A 24,710-nucleotide genomic window follows, 5' to 3' on the forward strand; every position below is an offset into this window, starting at 1 on the left:
CCCGGTGCCGGTGGATTACAGTATTCCGGTAGGTGTGGATAGCGCGTCAGGCTTTTCTGCTTACACGCTGCATTTGTTGCCCAGCCTCTTCCTGTAGTTCAGAGACAGTCTTTTTCCGTCCCTTGCGCACCCACTCATCCAGCTCACTTTTATAGAAGTAAAGCCGTTTGCCTTGCTTATTATAAGGAACTTCCCGGCGGCAGACCTTTACGTAGAGGGTGGAGACGGACAGGTGGAGAAAGGCAGCGGCCTGCGTGACGTTGAAGATCGTTTCCGTGTCCTGCGGTGCACGCTGCTCGGTGAACAGCATTTCCAGGCGGTCCATTTTCTCGTGCAGCAGGCGCATGGCCTGGGGCATTTGCTCGAAGGTGAAGTTTTCCATGGCAGTGGTTGGTTTGGTTTACACTGCAATGGTAGCGGGTTTGTTTTCAGGGTTGCAAGAAGGCAGGACAGCATCCTGCCTGTTTCCTACTGCTAGTTATAGTTCTTTTGCGTGCGCAGCACCGGGTAAACAGAGTATGCGCCGCCGGGCTGCTTCCGCACGTCGAGGATGGGTGACTGGCAGGGCCTGGCGTTGGAGGAGATGATGGCGGCCAGGTAGCCGGGAGGCAGGGTGCGCTGCTGCCTGCGGAACACATAGGCAAAGTGGCCGGAGATCCATTCCTCTAGGTCTGACTTCAGGCAGCCCACAATGAGGTTGGCCTCGTAGAGCTGCTTGAAGGCGTCAGCCAGTTGGTTGCCGTTCCCGTGGAAAACGAGGGGAGCGGCAGGCGGTTGGTTCTTTTGCAGAAGGGGCAGGAGCTGCTGCTGGTCTTCCGGGGTGAAGTAGCCTTTGAGTATATGGTAGAACTCTTCGGCCATTCCCTCCACAAAACGCGGTACACTCTTGACCGGTGCGGGGGTGGTTTGGAGCAGAGAGGGGAGTGGGGTAGTTGTGGATTGTTCTTCTTCAACAGCAAGCAGAGTACTAGTGCGCTTACTGAGTTGTTGCAGGTAAGCTTCCCGCAACTTCACCGATTCAGCCAGGTCTTCCACGAACTTTTCCTCAACCAGGACACCTAAAGAATCAGGTTGCAGGTGCCGGAGGAGGAAGAGCTTGTCGAGCCTGATCTGCAGTATATAGCTGTTAGAGTAATTCATACCGTAGCCGTCGTAGTGTGCGTGGTAGTTGACCCAGAATTGCCGGAAGCGTTGCTCCACCTGCCTGATCTGGTCCACAACGGGGCGAAGTCGGTTAGAGGGGAGGGGGAGCAGGTCTAGGCTGGCCATCTCGGAGAGTAGCCGGAGCTCGCTTTCAAAGGTGAAGGCGTCGTAGTACTTTGTCTCGTGCGCGATGTCATAAACCGGTACTTCCTCGGCAGCTCCAAATGGCCGTTTGAAGATTTTCCTCTGGAGCACCCGGAGCTTAAAGGTCTGCAGGCGGGTCAAAAACTTCTTGAGGTGTTTCATAGCGCGTCAGGCGTCTTGGGTTCCCTTTTGTGGACCTCCCTGATGGGGAGACATTGTGTAGCCTCTGAAATGCTTAAGCGAGGCGTCGCCGATACCAGGGGCACATGCATATGATGTATTCCTTGGAGGCAGTACCAGGTTATACGAGAATTATCAGATTAGTATATAGCAATAATCATACACGTAGGTCTAACTGATCCACAGTTTTAATATACTAAAGGTGCAGGCCTCCTGTGCTTGGAGGTTTACCTTAGTCAACCCGCATGGATAATCGGATTGGGGGAAAGGCTGATCAGAAGAGGAGCTCCTTCCTGAATCCAAGCATATTAAACTAGGTAGTTTGATCGTACTTATTTAAATAGAATTGTGCGTTTATAAAAGAGATAATCGCAATTGTTGTACTTGAAGGGATGGTACCATGAAGAAACGCTACATCTGGTGCAGGTTCATCAAAAATGTCAGCATATCTTAGGGAAACGATTAGCACCATCACAGTAAAGGGTCATTGGGTTTATCTGAACTCCTGAATCCTCCTATCAATGCATGTTCCTAACGCAAAGCACGTTAACTCTACAGGTTTAGTGCGGACGAATTTAGGCGTGCGGTTCTCTTCACGTTCCAGCTTATACAGTTCAGCAGTCCGCCGTGCCTGGCTACCTCGTTTATATTGACAGGCTCAACTACCCTGTCTGAGAAAGTTTCGCTTAGAAGGTTCAAAACCTCCTCGTCTTTGTTCCCTTCTACTTCAAACACTGGTGCTATGATCAAGTCACCCACCTCCAGGTAATTCACGTAGCACCCAACGGCGGATTCGGGGAACCCTTTTACCTTAATATCCAGGAACGGCAGGTTTATATAGTCAAGGCTGTAATCCTTTAAAACTTTCCTCATTCCTTCCTTCCAGTAACCATACTCCGCTTCAAGGCAGTTGCCAACCAGCGTTGTCCGGTCATAGAACCGCACCAGCCCGTCCGCGTGGCCTGTCATGTCGGATCTGATCTGGGGAATCACAATGACTTCTGCCTCCAACAGCTTTTCGAGTTCGTCAATCAGTAGTGACTTGTTTGTATATGCCGGATTCTCCGGGAAGACCCTGTCGGTGATGATAACCCTGTCCCGCCATCTCACCACGTTTCCGCCATCCAGGTTGATATTGGAGTACGTCGCCTGCAATTGATTGAGCTCCAGCGCGGCTACCGGGTCGGTCTGCCAGGCTGCATCATCGGCCAGGTAGGAGGGCTCGTACCTGAACTGGATAAATTCTGCAATCCCTTTTTGGATGGGCATGTAGTCCCTGCACCAGATATCCTTTGTTCCTTTCAGCAGCCCGTGCCGGACCTGGTGCCTGTCCAACACCTTACGAACCTTATCATAGGTAGCTGTATAGCGTGCATCTGACGCCAGGAGCCCGGAGAAGAAAACGAAGTCCGTTTCCCTATCTATTATCATCTGTCTGCAGTTGGGTATATTTGTCCTCCAGGTACTTCCTGATCTGTGGGGCGAAGTAAAGCTTGTGCTCATCCTCCGTGATCACATCGCTTTTGTGGTTGTTGCAGAAGTAACATGCCAGTACGCAGTTTTCGACGGAGTATTCGTTTGTCTTTGAGTCCCTCCGCTCCAGCTCCAGGGACCTGCCGCGTCTTCTCTTCGTTGAAAGAGAACCTGTTGAATGGTCGAACAGTTTCTGAAGCTTATTTTCTTCTATACCGCAATAAGCGCAATGCCTCGGCTGCTTCCTGAACCATTCAAAGAATGCCCTCTTTCTCGCTTTCTGAAACGCAGCGAACTCCTCCTTGCCTTTCCTGCTGTCGAACAGCATGTTGGATCTTTTGATTTGCGCCCTCAGCTCCTGGCCGGTTTCCCACCACTCCCGGAGTTCAGTTAAGGTGATGCTGTCATTTTCGTCACAGATCTGCTTGTACTTCTTCCCCTCTGTCAGGTGCTGCAGTAGGAACTCTTCCTGGTTCATGTTTAATATATGTTTAACTGATAAATTACGTTCTGTATGGCAATCCAATGCGCCACCTACCTATAAAAGTTACTCCCGGTGCCCAAAAGATTCTATTTCTCCAGCAGGAGCGCGTTATTGCTTGTTGCCAGAAACCGCCCTAGCGCGAAGAACGCCTCATCCAGCTTTTTCAGGTTGATACTACCCTGATTTCGTATGAAAGGAAGATAGGTGTTGAAGTAAAAATCCTCCTTTGTTCTGCAGGTCATGCCGCTTGCCGATATGTGACGGTACTCCAGGTCATGCACAAAGTTATAGGCCCTGTTGATGTGCTGGTCATAGATTGGGTACCGCAATGGCTTTATGATATGGAGCAGGAAGATCTTCCAAACAGCGGTAAGGCCACTGAATTCGGCCAGAAAACACTCCACATCAAGAACGGCCTGCAGCTTCATTTGGTTAATGACCTTGAGTTGGGACTTTATCTTCGTGTCCAGTGATTGTTGCTTTCTTGAACTAAGATCCATTCCGTTCTTCCATTTGAAAAGGGACTGAATGTCATCGGGGTCAAACTGGCTCTTGGTAATGGTGTTGTTATACAATCTTTCCAGAGGATAGCGATAAAGCCTTGACCAGAAGTCGATGAAGCGCTGTAAGTCTGTTTCCTGAGTTTTGTGGAGTATCAGCAGGTTCCTCATTTGAGTGTTTCGGGTAAGAGTGGATGTATTCTTTTAGTGATGACAGCTGTTTTGTTTTTACAACCGCCCTTTTGGGTGTACGAGTGGATCTATCTGTTTAACATGCCTGTAAAGTAGCATAGGGTAATGTCGGATTCGGACAGGCTTATAAACCTGTTATCTGAGTTGCCTTTGCTAATACCTCTATCTGCGTCTCCTGGTTAAAATACCAGAAGCCAACGTCCTGCTGCCTGGCAGACTCAATCAGGTACTTTAACGTCACTTCTTTCATTCTTTCACCTGGGTCCGGGGCAACATCAACGATGAACATGCCAACCCCTATTCGCCTGTTATAAATTCTTTCAGTCTCAGCCCGCTGCGCCACTAGCTTCCGGATGTCTGTCTCAATTTCCTTTTGCCGCAGCCGTCCCCTGTGCCGCTCAGACGCTTTCACCTCCAGGGAGTACAGAGTTTCTTTCAAGGTATTCGCAAAGTTCCGTCTTCGCCAGTCGTGGTCAATCTCGCGAGTGAAGACTGTGATATCGGGAATGATCTCGATATCTGCATTTTGATAGTTTGTATTTCGCGTAAGGGACTTCTGAAGCAAAAAAGGATTTTGCACGCCTGGAATGGTTGTTTTAACATTCATCCCAAGTTGATTGAAGGGTATTCCCCCTGTTTGCCTGAGATGATGGTAAAGCATCGCCTGGTAATGCAGTTCTGAGGCTAGAATTAGCCTGCATTCACTTGTGACCAACGCAAAACATTTCGAGATGGCTTGTCTTACTTCTTCCGGTGACTGTATCATTCTTCCTAGGTTACTGCTTCAGTTTGCAATGCGGCCTTACATATACAAGCCGCAACAATTGCAATAGGCAATGCTTGCAAGCGGAATTTAAAATGCTTTTTCCGATGCTACTTCCGCTCTCTTTACTAAAGGCAATGACTATATACTTATCAGCTAATGTATTGCATTTCTTTCATTTTACAATTTATTGAGAATCTGCATTCGTCATTATGGACTTATAAGTATACAACCATTACATGTACAATTGAAAATCTTATTCAGTAACTAGATGAAAGAGGATAGTATGTCAACCAAAGATATGCTGATGGATATCAGCTCGATGAGGAGCAAGGCGATCAGACTTACAGTGAATGGGAAAGCCTATAGTGTTCTGCTAAAGGACATACTGGCAAGGGACCTATTCTACGACGACGAGGCGCCAATGCCCTCCTTGAAGGACTTGTCTGCTGCCACGGGGCTGCAGTACGGCAAAATCAGGAAATACGTGGAGGAGATATACCATGACCTTGTACTGGATTATGAGGCAAGGCCTGTATTCTCCTTCACTAAAGTTCGGTACGAGTTTCTGATCAGGGGCTGGAGGAAAGGCAAGTTTATGAGTTTGGAGGCCGACCAGCTACCGGTTGTGCCACGAGTGGGGGAGGAAGTCTCTGTCCCCTTCTTCTCAGCTTACATGCGTGCTTCCCACTTCTTTGTGGAGGAGATTAACCATTATTTCGATGAAGAGACGCAGGTAGTAAAGCTCTGGCTGAGGCCAGGCTCCTATAATACCTATTGGCGTTTCAGGAAGGATAAAGCTAAGGAAGAGTATGAGGTAGGATTTATGGATTTCTTTGAACTTGAGGAGCACGAGCTAAAACGGAAACTTGGCGTTGGAAAAAAGATGGATGACTATTTGGACAGAACGTTTGGACTCTCTAATAAGTAGGGAGCTATTTCAACTATTTTAATTGAACAAAAATGAGGCTATAAAAGCCCCTCGTCTGCCATGGAGTAATATGTTTCGCTCGTCAGGATCAGGTGGTCCAGTAGCACCATGTCCAGCAGCTCGGCTCCCTTTTTCATCTTCTGTGTCAGTTGCAGGTCCGCCGCGCTGGGCTTGAGGTTGCCGGAGGGGTGATTGTGGCAGAGGATGATACCTGAAGCACAAGCCTTCAACGCGGCCACGAAAATAAGCTTTGGGTCTGCTACCGTTCCGGCTACGCCACCTGTGGATACTTCGAAGATGCCCAGCACGCGGTTGGCGCGGTTTAAAAGGAGCACCTTGAACTGCTCTACTAACTCTATTTTGCCGGTATCCCAGCTTTCCTTCATCACCTTGTAAGAGTCTGTTGAACAAGTGACCTGCGGTCTTTCAGAGGGCTTGACGCGGTTGCGGTAGGTGAGCTTTACTTCGGCTACGCGGTGGATGGCTGGGGATTTAGTTGTCTTTTCCATAATCTCAGGTCTTTTAGTGTGAGGAAATTGATTATGGTGCCCTACCTGCCTGGCGGACGGATTAAGGGCATAGGTGGAGCCTGTAAAAATGCGGAGGGCTCCCGCTGGGATGCCCATTTTTTCAGGACTACCTTGTCCCGTATCCGGGCGGCAGGCTAACTTTGCGCCGAAATGAATGACCCTGGACTTTTGCTTTGAAGTGTATTAAACGGTATGTATGCTGGTGTACCATTATATATTAAGATTTGTTAATGATGCAGGGGATGGTTAAGGATGCTTTTATTGAACTATAGGTAAGTTAGAAGGGGAGTATGAGTGTATGTCGTTTGATTATCTCCTGCAGCTTTCACTTAACTGTTCAGCCGCACAGTCTAACCCAATTAGGGATGACAGGTAGAGAATTAGATGATCAAAAGTCAGATTTGTTTGGAATACAATCTATCAGGAAGACTAGCCGAGACGAAATATTTTAAATTTTTTTATTTCGATGAAATAGCAAAAATAGAGATATTGAATTAGGCAACTGGTGTGCAAATTGTGTGCACATAAAAAAAGCCACTTAGCGATTTTACTCGTAAGTGGCTGATTTTAAAGTGGTCGCGAAGGGAGTCGAACCCCTAACCTTCTGATTCGTAGTCAGATGCTCTATCCAGTTGAGCTACGTGACCATTTTCCGTTATTGTGATGCAAAGTAACGGCGTTTTTTGATTATACGCAAGCCCTTTATTAAAATTTTACTCATTTTTTGTGGAGGCGTTACGTAGTGCCTTCTTCAGGGCACGGTCAAAAACAAAGTATAAACCGCCTATCGAAATGACTATCAGCGAGATCATGAGCAGTCTGCCGCTGGTGCCGCTGTCGGGGTCCTGCAATAATTTTATGATGTCGTTTGCCTGTGTGCCTATCCAGAAGAAGAAAAGCGTGCGCGGCAGCATACCAACTATACTTGCTACAAAGAACTTTTTCTTGTTTACCTGCAGCAGCGATAGCACAAAATTCATTAGGGCAAAGGGCAGCACCGGCGAAATACGTGTTAAAAAGATTAGACTCCAACTTTGGTTGCGTAGTTCCTGCATCAGGTTACGTGCCTTCTCAAAGCGGTTCAAGAAGCTCATCATCTTACCGTGGTCAATTAATTGGGCCAAGCTATAGCCTACCAATGCTGCAATACCATACGATACCACAATGCCTGCAAAGCCATTCCAGCCCAGATAAAAGCCGCTCACCAAAGCTATAAAGGTGGTAGGAGTAAGGGCGAAGGCCATTGTTACAGATATCACTGCAAAATACAACAGCATTTGCAGCCAATTAAGCTCTCTCAGAAAGTCCTGGTACTGGTAAAGTATAATAGCCAGCGTAGAGCTTACCACCACCGGTACTACCACCAACAGCAACATCGAAACAAACGTAGAGGCATTTTCACGTACAAGGTTGCGCAGCAGAGGGAGTAACTTCATGTAATAGGTTCTGGTTTATACTTGGTGTTAGACGAAATGCAAAGGACAAAAGATTTTTGCGGCTTTAAAAATGCTTTCTGTCGGAGCGTGTGCGAAGTATAAATAGGTATGCTTTCTTCTGCCCTTATTTTTATATCTTGCTGTATACCGATCATTCTATAATATACTTTGAATATGAAATTCGGAACAAAAGCAATACATGCTGGTGTAGAACCAGACCCAACCACAGGCGCCATCATGACGCCAATTTACCAGACATCGACTTATGTACAGCGTTCTCCCGGCGACCATAAAGGCTACGAGTACTCACGCACACATAACCCAACCCGTACGCAACTGCAAAATGCTTTGGCTGCCCTCGAGAACGGCAAACACGGCCTCTGCTTTGCCTCAGGCATGGCTGCTATAGATGCCATCATTAAAATGCTTAGCCCAGGCGACGAGGTGATCTCTACAAACGACCTGTACGGCGGCAGCTACCGCATCTTTACCAAAATCTTCCAGAACTACGGCATCAAGTTCCATTTTACTAACATGGCCGACCTTAGCAAAGTAGAGGCGCTGGTAAACGAGAACACTAAAATGATCTGGGTAGAAACACCGACTAACCCGCTGCTGAACATTATCGACATTAAAGGCTGTGCTGATATTTCTAAAAAGCATAACCTTATACTTGTCGCTGATAACACGTTTGCCACACCATACTTGCAAACACCACTGGATTTGGGAGCTGATATTGTGATGCACTCGCTTACCAAGTATATGGGTGGGCACTCCGATGTAGTGATGGGTGCTGTTATCGTAAATGAGGATGACCTGCGTGAGCGCCTTGCCTTTATCCAAAATGCATGTGGTAGTACACCTGGGCCACAAGACTGCTTCCTGGTGCTGCGTGGCATTAAAACCCTGCACCTGCGTATGGAGCGCCACTGCCAGAATGGACGTAAAATTGCAGAGTACCTGAAGAGCCACCCTAAAGTAGAGAAAGTATACTGGCCAGGCTTTGAGGATCATGCTAACCACGATGTAGCAAAAGAGCAAATGCGCGATTTTGGTGGCATGCTTTCGTTTGTACTCAAAGGTGATAAAGTAGAGGACGCAACAAAGGTATTGGAGAACCTGAAGTTGTTTGCCTTGGCAGAGTCACTTGGTGGTGTAGAGTCGCTTTGCGGCCACCCGGCTACCATGACGCACGCCAGCATTCCACGCGAAGAACGTATGAAAACTGGCCTTAGCGATTCCCTTATCAGGCTGAGCGTTGGTGTAGAAGATGCAGAAGACCTGATTGCTGATTTGGAGTATGCATTAGGCTAAGTTAGCTGATAGAGTATGTTCGTTAAAGAACTGCCTCTTTTAACAAATAAAGCCGCCTACTAAATTAATTCAGTAGGCGGCTTTATTTGTTTAGGATGCTACTTTTCCCGTACCTTATAAATCCTTTATCTTTTGTGCAAATAGCTTTGTCGTGACATGGCAGATCAGGTTATACTTTTTAAAGAGCAGCAGCGGTTCCGGCAGTTTTGGCTATGGGCTATTATACTTGGTGCTGCTGCTTTGTTCTGGGCAGGGTTTATTTACCAGGTGGCATTAGGCGGGCAGTTTGGCAACAGGCCGGTTTCTGATGTGCAATTAGCTGTACTTTTTGCTTTGATGGGAGTTTGCATGCCTTGGTTCTTTTACTATGTCAAGCTAACGACGGAAGTTAAGCCCGGCGAAATGCGTTTGCAGTTGAGGCCGTTTCATGTGCGGCCAGTAGTTATACATTTGCATGTAGTTCGCCACTATGAGAAAGTGCTTTACAACCCAGTACGCGACTACGGCGGCTGGGGCATAAGGTGGGGCTTTAAAGGAAAAGCTTATAATATGTCGGGCAACGAGGGAGTAAAGTTATACTTTTACAACCATGAGCCTTTACTGATTGGTTCTCAGGATGCTGATAAACTTTTTGAGGCTATAAAACTGGCGAAGGAGCTGAAGTGATTGTTAATCGTTAATAGCTATTCGATATTAATTGTTGGATAACGTAGAGACGCAATAACCATCGCTTTGTCAGTTACAAGGCATTTTAGCCATAACTGAATTTGCCCCTTTAACAATTTGGCCATTTGACCTTCCAACACTAGTAAGAAGCAACAAAAAAGCCGATGCCCTTTTCAGAGCACCGGCTTTTATACTTTTATAGTGTAAGAACTACGCCTGGATGCCCAGGATTTTGTAGATCTCAGTGAAGTCTGGAGTCAGGATGATCTCAGTACGACGGTTCTTAGCTTTCGCATCAGCAGAACGGCCTGTATCTACTGGCTGGTAGTAAGAACGGCCAGCTGGCGTGATTCTGTCTGGAGAAAGACCTTTTTCAGTCATCATACGCGTGATCTCAGTAGCGCGAAGTACGCTTAGGTCCCAGTTGTCAGTCAGGTAACGCATACCGTTAGCAACAGATACGTCATCTGTGTGGCCTTCTACCATGATGCCTACCTGCTGGTTTTTCTTAAGCACGTCTACCAATTGGTTGATAGCTTTTTGGCCACCAGTATTTACTTTAGTGCTACCAGTAGCAAAAAGAAGCTTGTCAGACATAGAAACGTAAACTTTTCCGTCTTTAACGCTAACGCTAAGATCACCTTGGTTGAAGCCCTGTAAAGCTGCGTTAACCTCATTTTTAAGGTTATCAAGAACTTTCTGCTGCTCATTCATAGCACGCTCCATTTCAGCAAGCTTCTGCTCACGCTCTTTCAGCGAAGCAGCTAATTGATCAGCTTTTGCCTTAGAGTCAGCAAGCTCACGCTCCTGAGCTTCTTTGCTAGCTTTTAAATCTTCGTATTTCTTAGAAGAAATACAAGATACCATTAGAGAAGAGCACAGCAACATTGCAAATGCCGCCTTGAAGAAGTTGAATTTCATGTGCGTTTGTAAATTAGTTGTTTAAACTGGTTTTAATTAGTTGTGATAACAGATTGCAAATATGGTAAAAGATTGTTCTACAAACTATAAAAATACGTAAAAACCATCTATTACCCCTGAAATATTTGCTCTAAAACGCTTATTTAACTGATATATTGTATTGTGTATATATTTATTTGATTTCTAATTCTGAAATAGTACTTTTTTATTATAATAAAAATCAGTGGCTAAATATTGTTTAATATAAATATTTGTTAATTAGTTGTTTCCGGTAAAGCTTTGTTTAAGCGCGGTTGTATAAACCAAATACCGATTGGCAGGAAAATAATCTGAACAAGCACCCCAATATACTCTCCTGTAGCAACAACTCGCTGCTTTTCTAAAGTAGTGATGCATCGGGCTACAAAGTATACAACATATAGGTAGCAGAAAGTAGCAAACAGGTGCATGGGCAGCAGCAAGGCAATCAAACCTAATTGTAGCGTACCTTCGGCTAAGGCTTCGCGCACAATGCCTAATGTGTAGATAAGCAGCAATATGTAAAGAGCAAAGTATAAAGCAGCCAACTGAAAGTATACCGCACTAACTCTTGTGCTATCAGATAATTTATTGCGCAAGTATAAGCCAACCCACCAGAGCCAAAGCACGGGAACAAAAGTAGGAAGCGCATCTACCAATGTGCTTATAATACCTGGCGCATCTGGTTGTGCGGCTGCTATGAGCTGTGTTAGTGCGTAGCGTAGTATAAATGGTAGTATAAATACCAGTAAAAATGCCTGCCAGTGCTTTAAGCGTAGTAGAAACATATAGGTTAGTTTGTATAGCAAGTATGCAAATTTGATCAGAATACCCTAAAAATTTATCTTTAAGAAGTAAATTACCTATTTAAACTTAGAACAAACCATGCATAAGAGTTTATATCTGGTGCTGCTCTGCCTGCTTTTGAGCATTGTAAGCTTAGCCCAAACCAAACCTGATTATAGTAAAATTACCCTGGTAATACATGGCGGTGCAGGCACCATTACCCGCGAAAACATGACCCCGGAAAAGGAGAAAGCTTACAGAGAAAAGCTGAATGAAGCCTTACAGGTAGGCTATGCGGTACTGATAAAAGGTGGCAGCAGCCTGGATGCTGTAGAGGCTACAGTGAAAGTTATGGAAGATTCTCCGCTCTTTAATGCCGGTAAGGGAGCCGTGTTTACCAACGAAGAGAAAAACGAGATGGATGCAGCTATCATGGACGGCAAATCATTAAAGGCCGGATCTATTGCCAGCGTAACTATTATTAAGAACCCAATCACAGCTGCCCGTGCTGTTATGGAAAAGTCGGAGCATGTGATGATGATAGGAGCAGGAGCAGAGAAATTTGCCAAAACTCAGAACATCGAGTTGGTAGACCCATCTTACTTTCGCACCGAGACACGCTACGAACAGTTACAGAAGATAAAACATAAAGAGAAAACCCAGCTGGACCACGATGGAGGTACGGGCAGCACAGAGAATATATTTACAGAAGGCAATAAGTTTGGTACAGTAGGCGCTGTGGCGCTAGATGCTTATGGTAACCTGGCAGCCGCAACCTCTACCGGTGGCATGACAAATAAACGCTATGGCCGTGTAGGCGACGTCCCAATAATTGGTGCTGGCACATATGCCGATAACAGCAGTTGCGCCGTGTCGGCTACAGGCCACGGGGAGTATTTTATGCGTGCCGTAGTAGCCCACGACATAGCAGCCATGATAAAGTATAAAAAGTACTCTGTTAAGAAAGCAGCAGAAGAAGTAGTGATGAAGAAATTAGTAGATTTTGGTGGCGAAGGAGGCGTGATTGCCCTTGATAGGAACGGAAACTACGCCATGCCTTTTAATTCGGCGGGTATGTACCGTGGTGTGATAAAAAATGGAAAAGCAGAGGTATTTATTTATAAAGAATAATTAATAGAAGTATGCAAACGCAGCAGGCCCGGAGATAATCCGGGCCTGCTGCGTTTTTCTGTAGTTAATAGCTACTCATGTATCCAGATCCATGCCTGGTCGCGGTGCTTAAACTCAAAGTATTTTATATCTGCAGTTGTAAAGGGCTTGGCTGCCAGCGTTAGCCAGTCTACCCACTTTTGGTCGCCAACAATGGCTACACGGCTAAAGTCTGAGGCATGTTTAAAATCAAATTTTATCTCATCCCATAGTGCCCTTATAGAGATATCCTCAACCTCCCATACTTCGGCGTATACCTTTATTTTACCGTGCTGCTTTATTCTTTCCTGCAACACAGGCAGCATCACATCATAATCGTTTTTATCGATTTGCCCTGATATCCGGAATGCTACTAAATCATCTTTAGACTCTTCTAACAGCTGTATCATAGCTAAATCTTTTACAGTGTGATGCATACTTTTATACTTTGGCTACGAAAATAAGAACGTCACCCGCTGCCGAAAAGTATACTTACAGATTTTCAATTCTTTTTAACTCCTGGTTCAGCACAAAGCTAGTAGTCTGCTCAGAGCCATTGCTAAACCGGATTTTATAAGGCTCTCCTGACATGCCTGACTTAGACGCAAGTTCTTCTATAAACTCTTTGGCTGATGCAATCTTGTTTTTATGCTTTTCCCATTTAGACTGAAGATGATCTGCTGCTTGCTGGCAGGAGTGCTCGCTGCCGTTCCGGATAAAGGTGGCACCTTTCAAACTTCTTACAAACTCTATTAATCTGTCAACTTTCTCAACCTCTGTTAACCCTCCGTTCGGGGTGATAATAACACTGCCTGCAGGTATTGTCCATGCGGCAGCCTGGAACGTACCTAAACCTAGCGTTAGTGCCAGGCAAAACATCACATACTTCAACATCTCTTAACTTTCTTTAAGTAATTATTTTATGATTATAGCGTTATTATTAGCAATTTTAATGCACTTATGTTCAACAAATAGCGTTTCGCTGTCACGGTATTTTTAAACAAGCTGATATAAGACTTTAACGTAGTTTATGAGGAAAATAGTTCTTGCTTTCTTTCTGCTGCTGCTTTGCCAGCAGGCCTTTGCTCAACGTAACATTGAAACCCGCCTGGGCTACAGCTATAACGATGATTTTGCCTTTACGGAAGAGTGGCAGTATCTGTCTACGGATGTTTACCTGTTTAACGGTAATAAATTTACCCGTGTGCTTAACGAGCTGGAGAAAGGGGTTAAAAAGAAGCAAAAGAAGAGGTATGGCAACTCCTTAGAGTACCTGTTTATTACAGCCCAGCTAAAGAATATGAAGCTGTTCGGTAACGATGCTATTGTATACCCGCTCTATAACTTCTACATAGACCAGGATAAAAAATCATACAAGACGCAGGTAAGCGATCATTTGGAGGTGGTGCGCATTATCGATAAAATGCCTTTAACATCTACACAGAGCAGCATCGATGCTGTTATAAATGCCAAAGCAGTTACCAACAACGACGGCGATCAGGTGTTTAGCCTTGTAGCAAACCAACTGGTAAACCTATCTAAGCTTACCAATCCATCTGGGGCTGTGCTTTCTTTGGTGGGGGAGTTTGGTAATTTGCTAAATGCCCGTTCGGGTAAAAAAGAGTATAAGTTCAGCTCTACTATACGCCTTTACGAGGGGCAGGATTTTGATACACGCCTGCACTCGGTGCGTATTTATGTGTTCGTGCCAAGCGATGTAAAGGGTGTAAGTATTAAGTCGGTTAAATTAACTGATTACCTGAGCAAGAGTGCCAGCAAACTAGACCGCAAGAGCTTAGAGGAGTTTGCAGCTTATAAAGACTATCCGTTTATGGTAGTGGCTAACTATAAGTCGCTGTATAAAATGGATGTGCTGACAGGTGATGAGGTAACGCTGGATTTGATTGAGAAGCGCAAGCAGAAGATACTGAATGCCTATGAGCAGAAGCTGGTGAACGACGAGACGTTCCGCCAGGAGAAGCTGTATGTGGAGTTTTTGCGTGTATTTGCCGAGATGAAGCAAAACCTGAACACCTATCGCCTAAACTACCGAAACAACAGCCCGGAGGTAAATGCAAAGAACCTTTTTGGCATAGTGCAGGAGTACAAACGCTTAAAGAGTACGTTTGATGCCCGCGAAAAGGAGTTTGCCAAAAACAGCGCCTACATCAATATCTTTAAGCCAGAATACGAAGCCATACTTAATAATGCAGAACTATACTTGGAGGCCGATCATAATCTAAAGAACGGAAAGGTGCTGGTAAATACACTGCGAGAGCTTGAAAACGAACCAAAAAGCTGGAACACTCCGGAGAAGCGTGAAGCTGCCCTTGCCAAACTTTATGCTGTAGAATTGCCAAAGCCTGAGTACTTATCTGCATCTGTTGAGGGAGAGGCTATTATCAGGCTGATCAAAAAACTAGAAGACCAGCAGTACAACGAAGTGTTTTCACAGGACTTGCAAAAGCTAAGTGCTGCCGAGGCTACTGATGAAACGCTAGCCCAGCGCAATTCCTTACTCGATAAAGCAGCTGCAAGCAAATGCCAGAGCTGCCGTGAAAAAGTGCGTGAAGGTGTTACCGAGTATAACAAGCGTTATGATAGCTTTAAATTAAAGCAAGCCCTTAGAAAGAAGGATGAGTTAAACCAACTAGCCGAGCAAACGGTGTTTAAAAATCTGAAAAAGCAACTGTGCATCGAGAGTAACCTGCAAACAGCAACAGCTGCCTCTAACACAACACTGGAGCAGTATATAAGCCGCATGCATGAGAAGAACAACGAGTTTGGCAAAAGTATAAAACAACTTGATCAGCTTAATAAACAAGAACCTGAAGCTGTAAGGCTATCCAATGTTCAGGAGTATAACACAAAGTTACAGCAACATATAAAGGAGGTGGAACAGAACTTTGAGATACTCTACGGCCTAGATAAAAGCTTATGTAACTGCATGGACGCTAGCTAAGGCAGTTTTAGCAACTCTTCGGATTGCTGTCCGTTTTTTGAAGTATGCAGGATACTTTAGAAACAATAGATCATTTGCTGGGTATTGGTGTCGAGTCGCTTAACTGGTGGCAAATGGCTTTAAGAGCCATCGTAGTGTTTTTTGCAGCACTTGCCATCATCCGGATAGGGAATCACCGCATTTTTGGTAAGAATACAGCCTTCGATATAGTATTGGGTATTATTTATGGCTCTGTTTTAAGCCGTGCCATAACAGGAAATTCTCCTTTCTGGCCCACTATTTTTGCGGCCTTTACCCTAGTTATACTCCATAAAATGCTAGCTGTAATGGCCTTTCATTCTTCATTTGGCTTTGGCAACGTGATTAAAGGCAAACCCAAAGAACTAGTTAAAGATGGGGAACTGCAAAAAGATGTAATGCGCAGCAGCAGTGTAACTGAAAATGATATAAAAGAAGCACTTCGTAACTCCGGGCACAGGCCCGATATTAGCAGCATTCATAGAGCCTATCTGGAGCGAAGCGGTGATATAAGCATTATATGTAAAGATTGAAGACTATTTTATAGTGTAAATAAAAAGCGAAGCCTCTCTTAAGTAATAAGAGAGGCTTCGCTTTTTATACATTTTGCTTTGATTAAGCCATCTGAGCATCAAGTTTCTGAGACAGCACATTCTTCGGAACTGCACCAACTTGCTTGTCTACTACTTCTCCGTTTTTGAACACAAGAAGCGTAGGGATGCTGCGAATACCAAACTTGGCAGATGTCTGCGGGTTTGCGTCCACATCAACTTTACCGATAACGGCTTTGCCTTCGTACTCACCAGCAAGTTCTTCTACAATAGGGCCTACCATGCGGCAAGGACCGCACCACTCTGCCCAAAAGTCAACTAATACTGGTTTATCAGAATTGATGATCTCATCAAAATTTGCGTCTGTGATCTCTATTGCTTTGTTAGCCATAACTTTAATGGTTTGTTGTGTTAATTTCTAAGTTTAAATATAGTAACAATTAAAAGTTTGGCAAATATCTGCCCAAACTCCTTCTTCCTGACAAGCTGTCCTGTTATAGAAAGCTGTTCTAATTTATATATCTGTTTACTTACGACAAATAGCGTCTGCAAGTATAAATTATTTGTATCAACAAATGTTGTAAATAAAAGTTTATGCTGCAAACCTGTGGCTATAAAAAAGGTTGAGCAGGTAAAATAGTAAAAATAGAAAGGGTAGCTTGGCTAAGCTGGCACATGTATCTTTAAAAGTATGAACTAATGGCTGCTATAGGACAAAAGTATCGGTCAGGGCTACAGGCAGCCTGCTACAAAAATTGCATCAGGCTCTTCTGGTCTCCTAAAGCAAATTATTATTAAGTTAAATAAAAGGTATTGGAAAAATAACCTTTGATATGGTAAACAGCTGCATTTTCATAGTAAAAGATAAATCCGGTTTGTAAACACAGCCCGTACGTATAGTCTATTAAATCAAATTTTTTTCTAAACTATTAATAGATTATATGCTATGAGACATGTACTTACCTGCGGTGCTTTATTTACTGCTGCACTATTTACCTTTTCGTCTTGCAACAAAGACGATGACTTTGATTTTGATTTTCCTGAAACCGGGAGCAAGGCATACGTTACCAGCAACACAAGCGGTATGTTAACCATAATGAACACAGACGATGAACTTGAAGACGTTTCTGTGAAAATGAAAAGAATCGCCTCTATGGATGCAGAGGGTGTGTACTATAATAAAGAGCGGGATGAAGTAATCCTGGCCTCCAGAACAACAAACAGGCTAGAAGCATACCAGAAAAAAAACAAAAACAACGAGTCTCTGGAGATCAAGACCACCAGTGATCCCAACTTTACCAATGCCCGCGAAATTGCCGTTAGCGGCAACCTAATAGTTGTTGTACAAGACGCAGATCCTGCTCTTAACAACAACATGAACCGACTGTATGTGTATGAGCGCACACCAAGCGGAATACGTTACCGCAACACCTATGACGTTGATTTTAATTTGTGGGGTATCCATGCCGACGGCACCACACTTTACGCAGTTGTAGACAACACCAGCGACATAGTTTCGTTTAGCAATTTCTTTTCAAACCCTAATGGTATGATACAGCCGACAAAACGTGTTACTGTTGAAGGAATTGTAAGAACACACGGAATAACTCACTCTAAAGAAGACAACAGAATGGTGCTGACAGATGTCGGAGATGGCGCTGTAGACAACGATGGTGCGATAGTGGTGATCAACAATTTTAGTTCTATATATAACAGCGCAGCAAACGGAGGCACCATAGGTACGGGTTCTCAAGTTAGAATTGAAGGTAGCAATACTATGTTGGGCAACCCAGTAGACGTAGCTTATGACAATGATACAGAGTATGTCTATGTTGCCGAAAGAGCCAACGGTGGCGGTAAAGTGCTTATTTTCGATTTGCCTACATCTAATGGTAATCCTTCGCCGGCATATGCTAAAAATGTAGCGGGTGCATCAGCAATTTATCTGCAGCAATAGCCATTATTTTTAGATTTAAAAATACAAAAGCCCCGGCACAAACCGGGGCTTTTGTATTGTGCTTATTGTAAAGCTTTTAAAGATATATTTAGATTAACTTACACTCACCTAATCCTAAGTCTTTGATCGATGTCAGGAACAGTTTTGGGTCAATTCTATACTTTCTAGAGTAAGTTGGCAGTGCAAGTTTCTCTTCTGGTACATGCAGCATAATTTCCAGGCGTTTCTGACCAGGACTTGAAACGATAGCGTTTTCTAGAGCCTCAGCCAGGTTCGGCGTGAAAAGCTGTAGGTTAACGTTTACCTGAACACCCTGTGCCATCTTGTCCATCACATCGCCCAGCAATTGTATGTTCATAGGCTTCAGTTCCCACTGATCTTCGGTTTTGTAACGCAGTTGCACCTTGCCTCTTATAAACAAGTATAAACCCATCTTCAAATAAGGCGAGAACTTCACATAATCTTCCCCAAAAAGCGCCATTTGCATTGAGGTATCATAATCCTCGATAGTGAACAGGGCAAAAGGATTTCCGTTCTTCGCCGTGCGGATCACCACATCTGTCACCATACCGGCCACGTTCACATCACGGGTTTTATACTCTTCTATTCTGTTTAGCGGACAAGTACAGTAAGAGTCTATCTCCAGCTTGAACTGGTCCAGCGGGTGGCCTGACATATAGAATCCTACTACCTCTTTTTCGCGTCGAAGCATTTCGGCCTGCGTCCACACAGGTACTTCCGGTATTTTAGGTAGCGGGGCTGCTACTGCGGCACCGCCACCGAAAAGTGATTGCTGCGCGGCTTGCTGCTCTGCCTGGTAACTGTTGCCATAACGAACTGCCTTTTCCAGCAAAGGCATACTTTCGCCTTCCGGTATTTCTATCAGCTGAGCACGGTGGTATAGTTGCCACGAATCGAAACAACCAGCCAGGGCCATACTTTCGAATGTCTTCTTATTTACCGCACGAAGGTTAATGCGCTTGGCAAAGTCAAATATATCCTGGTACGGGCCGTTGGCCTCACGGTCCGAAATAATGGCATCCACGGCAGCTTCACCAGTTCCTTTTATGGCAGCCAGACCAAAACGAATCTGCCCCTGCTCATTCACGTTGAACTTCAGTAAGGATTCATTCACATCCGGGCCAAGTACGTCTACGCCTTGCTTGCGGGCTTCCTCGATAAAGAACGTCACCTTTTTGATGTCGTTCATGTTGTTGGTCAGCACCGCAGCCATGTATTCGGCAGGGTAGTGAGCCTTTAGGTAACCTGTCTGGTAAGCAACCACGGAGTAAGCGGCGGAGTGGGAGCGGTTGAAGCCATACTGGGCAAACTTCTCCATCACGTCGAACACCTCAGAAGCCTTCTTAGAAGGGATCTTATGAATTTCGGCGGCTCCGGCAATGAACTTCTCACGCTCCTCGGCCATCTTCTTCATGTCCTTCTTACCCATGGCGCGGCGCAGCAAGTCGGCACCACCGAGTGAGTAACCAGCCAGAATCTGGGCCGTCTGCATGATCTGCTCCTGGTACACCATGATTCCGTAAGAGTAATTCAGGATCGGCTCCAGCAGTTCGTGCGGGTATTCTACTTCCTCTTTACCATGCTTCCGGTTAATGAAGTTCGGGATGAACTGCATTGGACCCGGGCGGTAAAGGGCGTTCATGGCAATTAAGTCTTCAATGTTGGTAGGCTGCAAGTCTTTAAGGTACATGCGCATACCTTCCGACTCGAACTGGAACGTACCAATGGTATCTCCACGCTGGTAAAGCTGGTACGTCTTTTCGTCGTCTATCGGAATATTATCGATATCAATATCAACACCATGGTTCTTTTTGATCAGTTCCATGGCATCCTTGATGATGGTAAGGGTTTTCAGACCCAAAAAGTCCATCTTCAGCATGCCCGCACTCTCAATCACTTTACCGTCGAACTGCGTTACCAGCAGGTCAGCGTCTTTAGAGGTAGAAACCGGGATATAATTGGTGATATCATCCGGGGCAATTATCACACCCGCTGCATGGATACCAGTATTACGTACAGAGCCTTCCAGCTTTTCAGCCAATTTTAACACAGCGGCACGGTGGTCGTCTCCTTCTCGGATGGCGGCTAACTCCAGATTCTCCATGAAAGCCTTGGCCAGCGTTGTGCCCGGGGTGTCTGGAACCATCTTGGCCAGCTCGTTAGCTTCAGCCAGTGGCAATGAAGTAGAACGAGCCACGTCTTTGATCGACGATTTAGCTGCCATGGTGCCGAAGGTGATGATCTGGGCCACCTGCGTTTTGCCATACTTATCCACCACGTAATCGATCACACGCTGGCGGTTCACGTCGTCAAAGTCGATATCAATATCGGGCATGGATACACGCTCCGGGTTCAGGAATCGCTCGAACAGCAGATTATACTTGATCGGGTCGATGTTAGTGATACCAATGCAATAAGCCACCGCAGAGCCAGCCGCTGAACCTCGGCCAGGACCCACAAATACGCCCATGTCACGGCCACGGTTAATAAAGTCCTGCACGATAAGGAAGTAACCGGCAAAACCCATCGTTTCCACGATGCGCAACTCGTAATCCAGGCGTACCTCTACTTCCGGGGTGATGTCAGTATAGCGTTTCTTAGCACCTTCATAGGTAAGGTGGCGAAGGTAAGCATCCGGACCGGCATGCTCCGGCGGAATCGGGAAGTTGGGTAGCAGGATATCGCGCTTCAGTTTGGGCGGCGTTATCTTGTCTACAATGTCGTTGGTATTATCTACAGCTTCCGGTACATCCTTAAACAGCTCGTTCATTTCGGCCTGCGTCTTGAAATAGAACTGGTCGTTCGGGAAACCAAAACGTGTCTTCGGGCCAGCCTCATCAATACGGTTTAGCATCTGGCGCACACCGGATTGGTGGCCATATTTGTTGCGCACATTCTCCACCGTATCGTAGATCACCTTCTGGTCATCACTTAGAAAGCGGTAATATTTTGTAGTAAAGTCACCAACCGGCGTGCTTTGATCCTCACCAGTATTCACGCAAAGCAGGATGTCGTGTGCATTCCAGTCTTCCTGATCTACATAATGTGAGTCGTTGGTGCAGATAACTTTTACGTTATACTTTTTGGCCCACTTCAGCAGCACCTGGTTTATATCTTCCTGGCTTTTGCCGGTGCCATCAATGTTCATCAGGCCGTGGCGCTGAATCTCGATATAATAGTCTTCGCCAAACACATCCAGCCACCACTTAAAAATTTCCTCGGCCTCTTCCTCTGTCTTCCAAAGTATAGCCTGCGGCACCTCGGCACCAATACAGCAACTGGTGGCAATCAGGCCTTTGCTATACTTTAGCAGCAACTCTTTATCAATGCGCGGCCATTTGCTGTACATGCCTTCTATATAAGACATAGAGCAAAGCTTGGCCAGGTTCTGATAACCCTCCTGATCTTTGGCGAGCAGCAACTGGTGGTAACGATTATCTTTTACCTCCTTGCTAAAGGTTTTCTGATGGCGATCCTTAACCAGGTAAAACTCGCAGCCCACAATCGGCTTCACGTTATACTTGTTGGCCTCGTTCACAAAATTGAAAGCAGCGAACATGTTTCCGTGGTCGGTCATGGCTACGGCGGGCATGCCATCGGCCTGCGCCTTTTTCATGAGCGCGCTGATGCTGGCCTGACCGTCGAGCAGCGAGTACTGTGTATGGGTGTGTAAATGCGAAAAAACAGGCATTCAGGAGGAATTATAAATTATGAATGACGAAATAAGAATGACTTCTGTATGAAATGGAATTTATACTTTCTGGCCATCTTCGGGATGTTAAAATTACGGAAAATAGGTTGGCTGCCCAAACCTAATGCAGCTCATTTACTAACACACTTACTAACAAAAAAGCAGCGGGAATTGTCCCACTGCTTCTGCTATTTATACTTTATTAATAACGCTTAAATCTGCTGTGCTTTTGCAAACTCCTGCTGCTGGTTAACTACAAAAAGTGTGCGGGTTGGATAAGCCATCTCTACACCCAAACGTTCAAACTCTTTGAATATAGCCATATTAATCGCCTGTTGGGTATCCATGTAAAAGGCATAGTCTGGGCGCAGCACGTTGTATACTATCTCAAAATCCAAGCTGGAATCGCCGTAAGACTTAAAGTGAGCACGGTCAAATTCTGCGTCCTCCTGGCGTTGCACAATAGATTTTAACACAGCTGGCAGCATTTCGAGTTGCTCATAGGTAGTTTGATACGTTACGCCGATGGTAAAAACAATGCGGCGGCGCTGCATGCGTTTGTAGTTGTGTATGCGTGAGCCAGTTAGGTCGCTGTTTGCAAAAACCAGCTGCTCTCCAGATAGGGTCTTAATGCGAGTGGTCTTAACGCCAATATGCTCTACTGTTCCGCTTTTATCATCCACAGCAAGAAAATCGCCTACCTCAAACGGTTTATCCAGGAAGATAACAAAGTAGTTGAAAAGGTCGCCTAGTATATTCTGGGCTGCCAGCGCTATGGCTATGCCACCGATACCTAAACCGGCAATGATTGCTGTAAGGTCATAGCCCATGTTATCCAGCAAAAAGCCGATAGCTATGAACCAGAAAAGTGCATTTATAATAAGTTTGATGGCTCCTAACTCGTTTACGGCATCTTTATCAGGGTGACGCCTGTGCAGGTAAGATCGAATTATAAGTAATACCGTTGAGATCAGGAACCGCACCACCATAACGGTAATGGCAACTGTTACAGCAATTCCAATTACTTTCTGTGCTCTAGGAGTTAAAGTGAGGTAATTTATACTTAAGTAGATAACGCTGAAGTATAATATTGGTATCCCAAACTTATTGATGCCCTCTACTATAAAGTTGTCAAACTTTGTATCGGTGCTCTCTGTCCATTTTATGATCCTAAGTAAGATGGTGCTTTTGAAATACTTGATCAACAGCATTCCAATAAAGATGGCACTTAAAACTATGATGTAATCCTGTACTGTATTCTGAAAGTAGACTCTGTCTAGCAGTTCTTCCATGCTTATCTAATTTGCTTAAAAGTTGTATTGTTTTAAATCGGGTTATATGGCGAAGTTACCACTTATCTCTTTTAATAAGAAAAACAGGATTATTTAAGGGTTTTGCTGACATAACTCTTAAACTTGCCTTGTACGTAAGTATAAACTTGTGCCGGAGCAGTGGCCGCGAATAAAAGTATGGCAGAAACAGCAGATAATAAACTTGGAGGGATGTTCAGAGCGTTGCGATATCGCAACTACAGGCTCTTTTTTGTTGGGCAGGGAATCTCACTTATTGGTACCTGGATGCAGCAGATAGCGCTAAGCTGGCTGGTGTATCGCCTTACCGACTCTGTTTTCCTGCTGGGTGCCGTTACTTTCTCCAGCCAAATTCCTTCTTTCCTGCTTGGGCCTTTTGCCGGTGTGCTTGCCGATAAGTTTAACAGACATAAAGTTTTGCTCGTAACGCAGTCACTATCGATGGTGCAGGCATCTACGCTGGCCGCGCTTGTACTAACAGATACTATTGAAATATGGCATATACTTTCGCTAAGTGCCTTCCTGGGTATCATTAATGGGTTTGATATATCTACCAGGCAGGCTTTTGTGGTGCAGATGGTAGACCAACGGGAAGACCTGAGCAATGCTATTGCCCTTAATTCTTCTTTGTTTAACATGGCGCGTTTGGTAGGGCCTACAATTGCCGGTGTGTTGATAGCTGTGGTAGGAGAGGGCATGTGCATCCTGATAAATGCCATCAGTTATATTGCTGTGCTGGGCTCTTTGCTGCTAATGCGCCTGAAGCCTTTTGAGCGGGTAAGGCAACACCACAAAGTATGGAGTTCGCTGCAGGAAGGCTTTAGCTATACTTTTGGCTTTGCTCCGATACGGGCACTTATCATCATTGTAGGTTTAATCAGTTTGTTTGGAATGCCTTTTACAGTATTGCTGCCGGTATTTGCCCGCGATATATTGCATGGTGGCGCAAACACACTTGGTTACCTGATGGGTGCCTCCGGGTTGGGGGCTTTAACAGGAGCTATGTTTTTGGCGCAGCGTAAATCGGTGGTAGGGCTGGGTAAGGTCATCATCTTTACTATGTCCTTGTTTGGGATGGCTTTAATGGCTTTTTCATTTTCGAAAATGTTTCTGCTCTCGCTGCTGCTAATGCTATTCACAGGGTTCGGTATGATCGTGACGATGGCCTCCTGCAATACGCTGCTGCAAACGCTTGTAGATGATGATAAACGTGGCCGCGTAATGAGCCTTTATGCTACTGCTTTTATGGGTATGGCTCCGATAGGAAGTATGCTGGCTGGCTCTGTGGCGGAACAAATTGGGGTAGCTTATACTTTGCTGGGATGTGGCTTTTTATGTAGCATGAGTGTGATTCCGTTTGCAGTACACAGGCCCCGCCTTCGCAGAATGGTGCAGCCTATCTACGAACGACTAGGTATTGTGCCCGAAATTGCCACCGGCTTACAAACTGCCTCTAACTTAACAGCACCGCCTGAAGAGAGGTAAAGAATCGCTGCCGGTTATTTATTATTCCTAGAATTAGAGCCGGAGCCATAGGTAATATAAACCCTGTAAAAGTATAAAGCCGGCT

General features: G+C 45.2%; 24 protein-coding genes and 1 tRNA gene. 9 read left to right on the forward strand and 16 right to left on the reverse strand.

The genetic code is table 11. The features are described 5' to 3' along the window. Positions 1–46: 46 nt before the first annotated feature. From WG943_RS12250 to WG943_RS12275, 6 genes are all read right to left on the reverse strand, one after another. Positions 47–382, reverse strand: a complete 336-nt coding sequence (locus WG943_RS12250; protein WP_340409346.1) for a helix-turn-helix domain-containing protein — start codon at positions 380–382, stop codon at positions 47–49. 92 nt (positions 383–474) lie between these two features. After that, positions 475–1,449, reverse strand: a complete 975-nt coding sequence (locus WG943_RS12255) for a hypothetical protein (RefSeq protein ID WP_340409347.1) — start codon at positions 1,447–1,449, stop codon at positions 475–477. Positions 1,450–2,019: 570 nt separating this feature from the next. Next, on the reverse strand, positions 2,020–2,898 hold the full coding sequence (locus WG943_RS12260; protein WP_340409349.1) for an agmatine deiminase family protein: 879 nt from the start codon (positions 2,896–2,898) through the stop codon (positions 2,020–2,022). After that, positions 2,885–3,418, reverse strand: coding sequence for a hypothetical protein (locus WG943_RS12265; protein ID WP_340409351.1), 534 nt, complete (start codon positions 3,416–3,418; stop codon positions 2,885–2,887). Before WG943_RS12265 ends, WG943_RS12260 begins: the two co-directional genes overlap by 14 nt. Before the next feature lie 92 nt (positions 3,419–3,510). Beyond that, positions 3,511–4,095: a hypothetical protein gene (locus WG943_RS12270; protein ID WP_340409353.1), complete on the reverse strand. Its 585-nt coding sequence runs from the start codon at positions 4,093–4,095 to the stop codon at positions 3,511–3,513. A 145-nt stretch (positions 4,096–4,240) separates the two neighbouring features. After that, positions 4,241–4,882, reverse strand: a complete 642-nt coding sequence (locus WG943_RS12275) for a hypothetical protein (RefSeq protein WP_340409354.1) — start codon at positions 4,880–4,882, stop codon at positions 4,241–4,243. 283 nt (positions 4,883–5,165) lie between these two features. On the opposite strand from WG943_RS12275, the gene WG943_RS12280 reads away from it, so the two are divergent. Beyond that, on the forward strand, positions 5,166–5,810 hold the full coding sequence (locus WG943_RS12280) for a hypothetical protein (protein ID WP_340409355.1): 645 nt from the start codon (positions 5,166–5,168) through the stop codon (positions 5,808–5,810). 38 nt (positions 5,811–5,848) lie between these two features. On the opposite strand, the gene WG943_RS12285 is transcribed toward WG943_RS12280, so the two are convergent. After that, the gene (locus WG943_RS12285; RefSeq protein WP_340409357.1) at positions 5,849–6,319 is read right to left on the reverse strand and encodes a JAB domain-containing protein; all 471 of its coding nucleotides are present in this window, start codon (positions 6,317–6,319) and stop codon (positions 5,849–5,851) included. A gap of 18 nt (positions 6,320–6,337) precedes the next feature. On the opposite strand from WG943_RS12285, the gene WG943_RS12290 reads away from it, so the two are divergent. Then, complete coding sequence (locus WG943_RS12290; RefSeq protein ID WP_340409359.1) at positions 6,338–6,478, forward strand: hypothetical protein; 141 nt, start codon at positions 6,338–6,340, stop codon at positions 6,476–6,478. Positions 6,479–6,913: 435 nt separating this feature from the next. Here WG943_RS12290 and WG943_RS12295 read toward each other — a convergent pair. Beyond that, positions 6,914–6,987: transfer RNA gene (locus WG943_RS12295), tRNA-Arg, on the reverse strand. 66 nt (positions 6,988–7,053) lie between these two features. After that, the gene (locus WG943_RS12300; protein ID WP_340409361.1) at positions 7,054–7,776 is read right to left on the reverse strand and encodes a TVP38/TMEM64 family protein; all 723 of its coding nucleotides are present in this window, start codon (positions 7,774–7,776) and stop codon (positions 7,054–7,056) included. Between the two features lie 174 nt (positions 7,777–7,950). Between WG943_RS12300 and WG943_RS12305 the strand changes: the two genes are divergently transcribed. Next, a complete protein-coding gene (locus WG943_RS12305; protein WP_340409362.1) occupies positions 7,951–9,090 on the forward strand; it encodes a cystathionine gamma-synthase in 1,140 nt (379 codons plus the stop codon). Positions 9,091–9,246: 156 nt separating this feature from the next. Beyond that, a complete protein-coding gene (locus WG943_RS12310) occupies positions 9,247–9,756 on the forward strand; it encodes a DUF6141 family protein (RefSeq protein ID WP_340409363.1) in 510 nt (169 codons plus the stop codon). A 210-nt stretch (positions 9,757–9,966) separates the two neighbouring features. Here WG943_RS12310 and WG943_RS12315 read toward each other — a convergent pair whose 3' ends face one another. Both WG943_RS12315 and WG943_RS12320 read right to left on the reverse strand, forming a co-directional pair. Then, positions 9,967–10,677, reverse strand: coding sequence for an OmpA/MotB family protein (locus WG943_RS12315; protein WP_340409365.1), 711 nt, complete (start codon positions 10,675–10,677; stop codon positions 9,967–9,969). 254 nt (positions 10,678–10,931) lie between these two features. After that, positions 10,932–11,483, reverse strand: a complete 552-nt coding sequence (locus WG943_RS12320) for a hypothetical protein (RefSeq protein WP_340409366.1) — start codon at positions 11,481–11,483, stop codon at positions 10,932–10,934. Positions 11,484–11,580: 97 nt separating this feature from the next. Between WG943_RS12320 and WG943_RS12325 the strand changes: the two genes are divergently transcribed. Then, positions 11,581–12,612, forward strand: coding sequence for an isoaspartyl peptidase/L-asparaginase family protein (locus WG943_RS12325; protein ID WP_340409368.1), 1,032 nt, complete (start codon positions 11,581–11,583; stop codon positions 12,610–12,612). A gap of 71 nt (positions 12,613–12,683) precedes the next feature. Here the strand turns inward: WG943_RS12325 and WG943_RS12330 are convergent, their stop codons facing one another. Together WG943_RS12330 and WG943_RS12335 are read right to left on the reverse strand one after the other, a co-directional pair. Next, positions 12,684–13,040, reverse strand: coding sequence for a SpoIIAA family protein (locus WG943_RS12330; protein ID WP_340409370.1), 357 nt, complete (start codon positions 13,038–13,040; stop codon positions 12,684–12,686). Positions 13,041–13,122: 82 nt separating this feature from the next. Beyond that, the gene (locus tag WG943_RS12335; RefSeq protein WP_340409371.1) at positions 13,123–13,524 is read right to left on the reverse strand and encodes a DUF5329 family protein; all 402 of its coding nucleotides are present in this window, start codon (positions 13,522–13,524) and stop codon (positions 13,123–13,125) included. Between the two features lie 136 nt (positions 13,525–13,660). On the opposite strand from WG943_RS12335, the gene WG943_RS12340 reads away from it, so the two are divergent. Both WG943_RS12340 and WG943_RS12345 read left to right on the forward strand, forming a co-directional pair. Then, positions 13,661–15,592, forward strand: coding sequence for a hypothetical protein (locus WG943_RS12340; RefSeq protein ID WP_340409372.1), 1,932 nt, complete (start codon positions 13,661–13,663; stop codon positions 15,590–15,592). Between the two features lie 44 nt (positions 15,593–15,636). Beyond that, positions 15,637–16,143: a DUF421 domain-containing protein gene (locus WG943_RS12345; protein ID WP_340409373.1), complete on the forward strand. Its 507-nt coding sequence runs from the start codon at positions 15,637–15,639 to the stop codon at positions 16,141–16,143. An 82-nt stretch (positions 16,144–16,225) separates the two neighbouring features. On the opposite strand, the gene trxA is transcribed toward WG943_RS12345, so the two are convergent. Beyond that, positions 16,226–16,552, reverse strand: a complete 327-nt coding sequence (gene trxA, locus WG943_RS12350; protein WP_114783039.1) for a thioredoxin — start codon at positions 16,550–16,552, stop codon at positions 16,226–16,228. Between the two features lie 555 nt (positions 16,553–17,107). Between trxA and WG943_RS12355 the strand changes: the two genes are divergently transcribed. After that, positions 17,108–18,118, forward strand: a complete 1,011-nt coding sequence (locus WG943_RS12355) for a YncE family protein (protein ID WP_340409376.1) — start codon at positions 17,108–17,110, stop codon at positions 18,116–18,118. A gap of 88 nt (positions 18,119–18,206) precedes the next feature. On the opposite strand, the gene dnaE is transcribed toward WG943_RS12355, so the two are convergent. Together dnaE and WG943_RS12365 are read right to left on the reverse strand one after the other, a co-directional pair. Continuing rightward, positions 18,207–21,830, reverse strand: coding sequence for a DNA polymerase III subunit alpha (gene dnaE, locus WG943_RS12360; protein WP_340409378.1), 3,624 nt, complete (start codon positions 21,828–21,830; stop codon positions 18,207–18,209). Between the two features lie 212 nt (positions 21,831–22,042). Then, the gene (locus WG943_RS12365) at positions 22,043–23,122 is read right to left on the reverse strand and encodes a mechanosensitive ion channel family protein (protein WP_340409380.1); all 1,080 of its coding nucleotides are present in this window, start codon (positions 23,120–23,122) and stop codon (positions 22,043–22,045) included. A gap of 177 nt (positions 23,123–23,299) precedes the next feature. Between WG943_RS12365 and WG943_RS12370 the strand changes: the two genes are divergently transcribed. Then, positions 23,300–24,625, forward strand: coding sequence for an MFS transporter (locus tag WG943_RS12370; protein WP_340409381.1), 1,326 nt, complete (start codon positions 23,300–23,302; stop codon positions 24,623–24,625). Positions 24,626–24,710 lie beyond the last annotated feature (85 nt).

Origin of the sequence: Pontibacter sp. H249 (genome assembly GCF_037892465.1) — a bacterium.
Classification (GTDB): domain Bacteria; phylum Bacteroidota; class Bacteroidia; order Cytophagales; family Hymenobacteraceae; genus Pontibacter.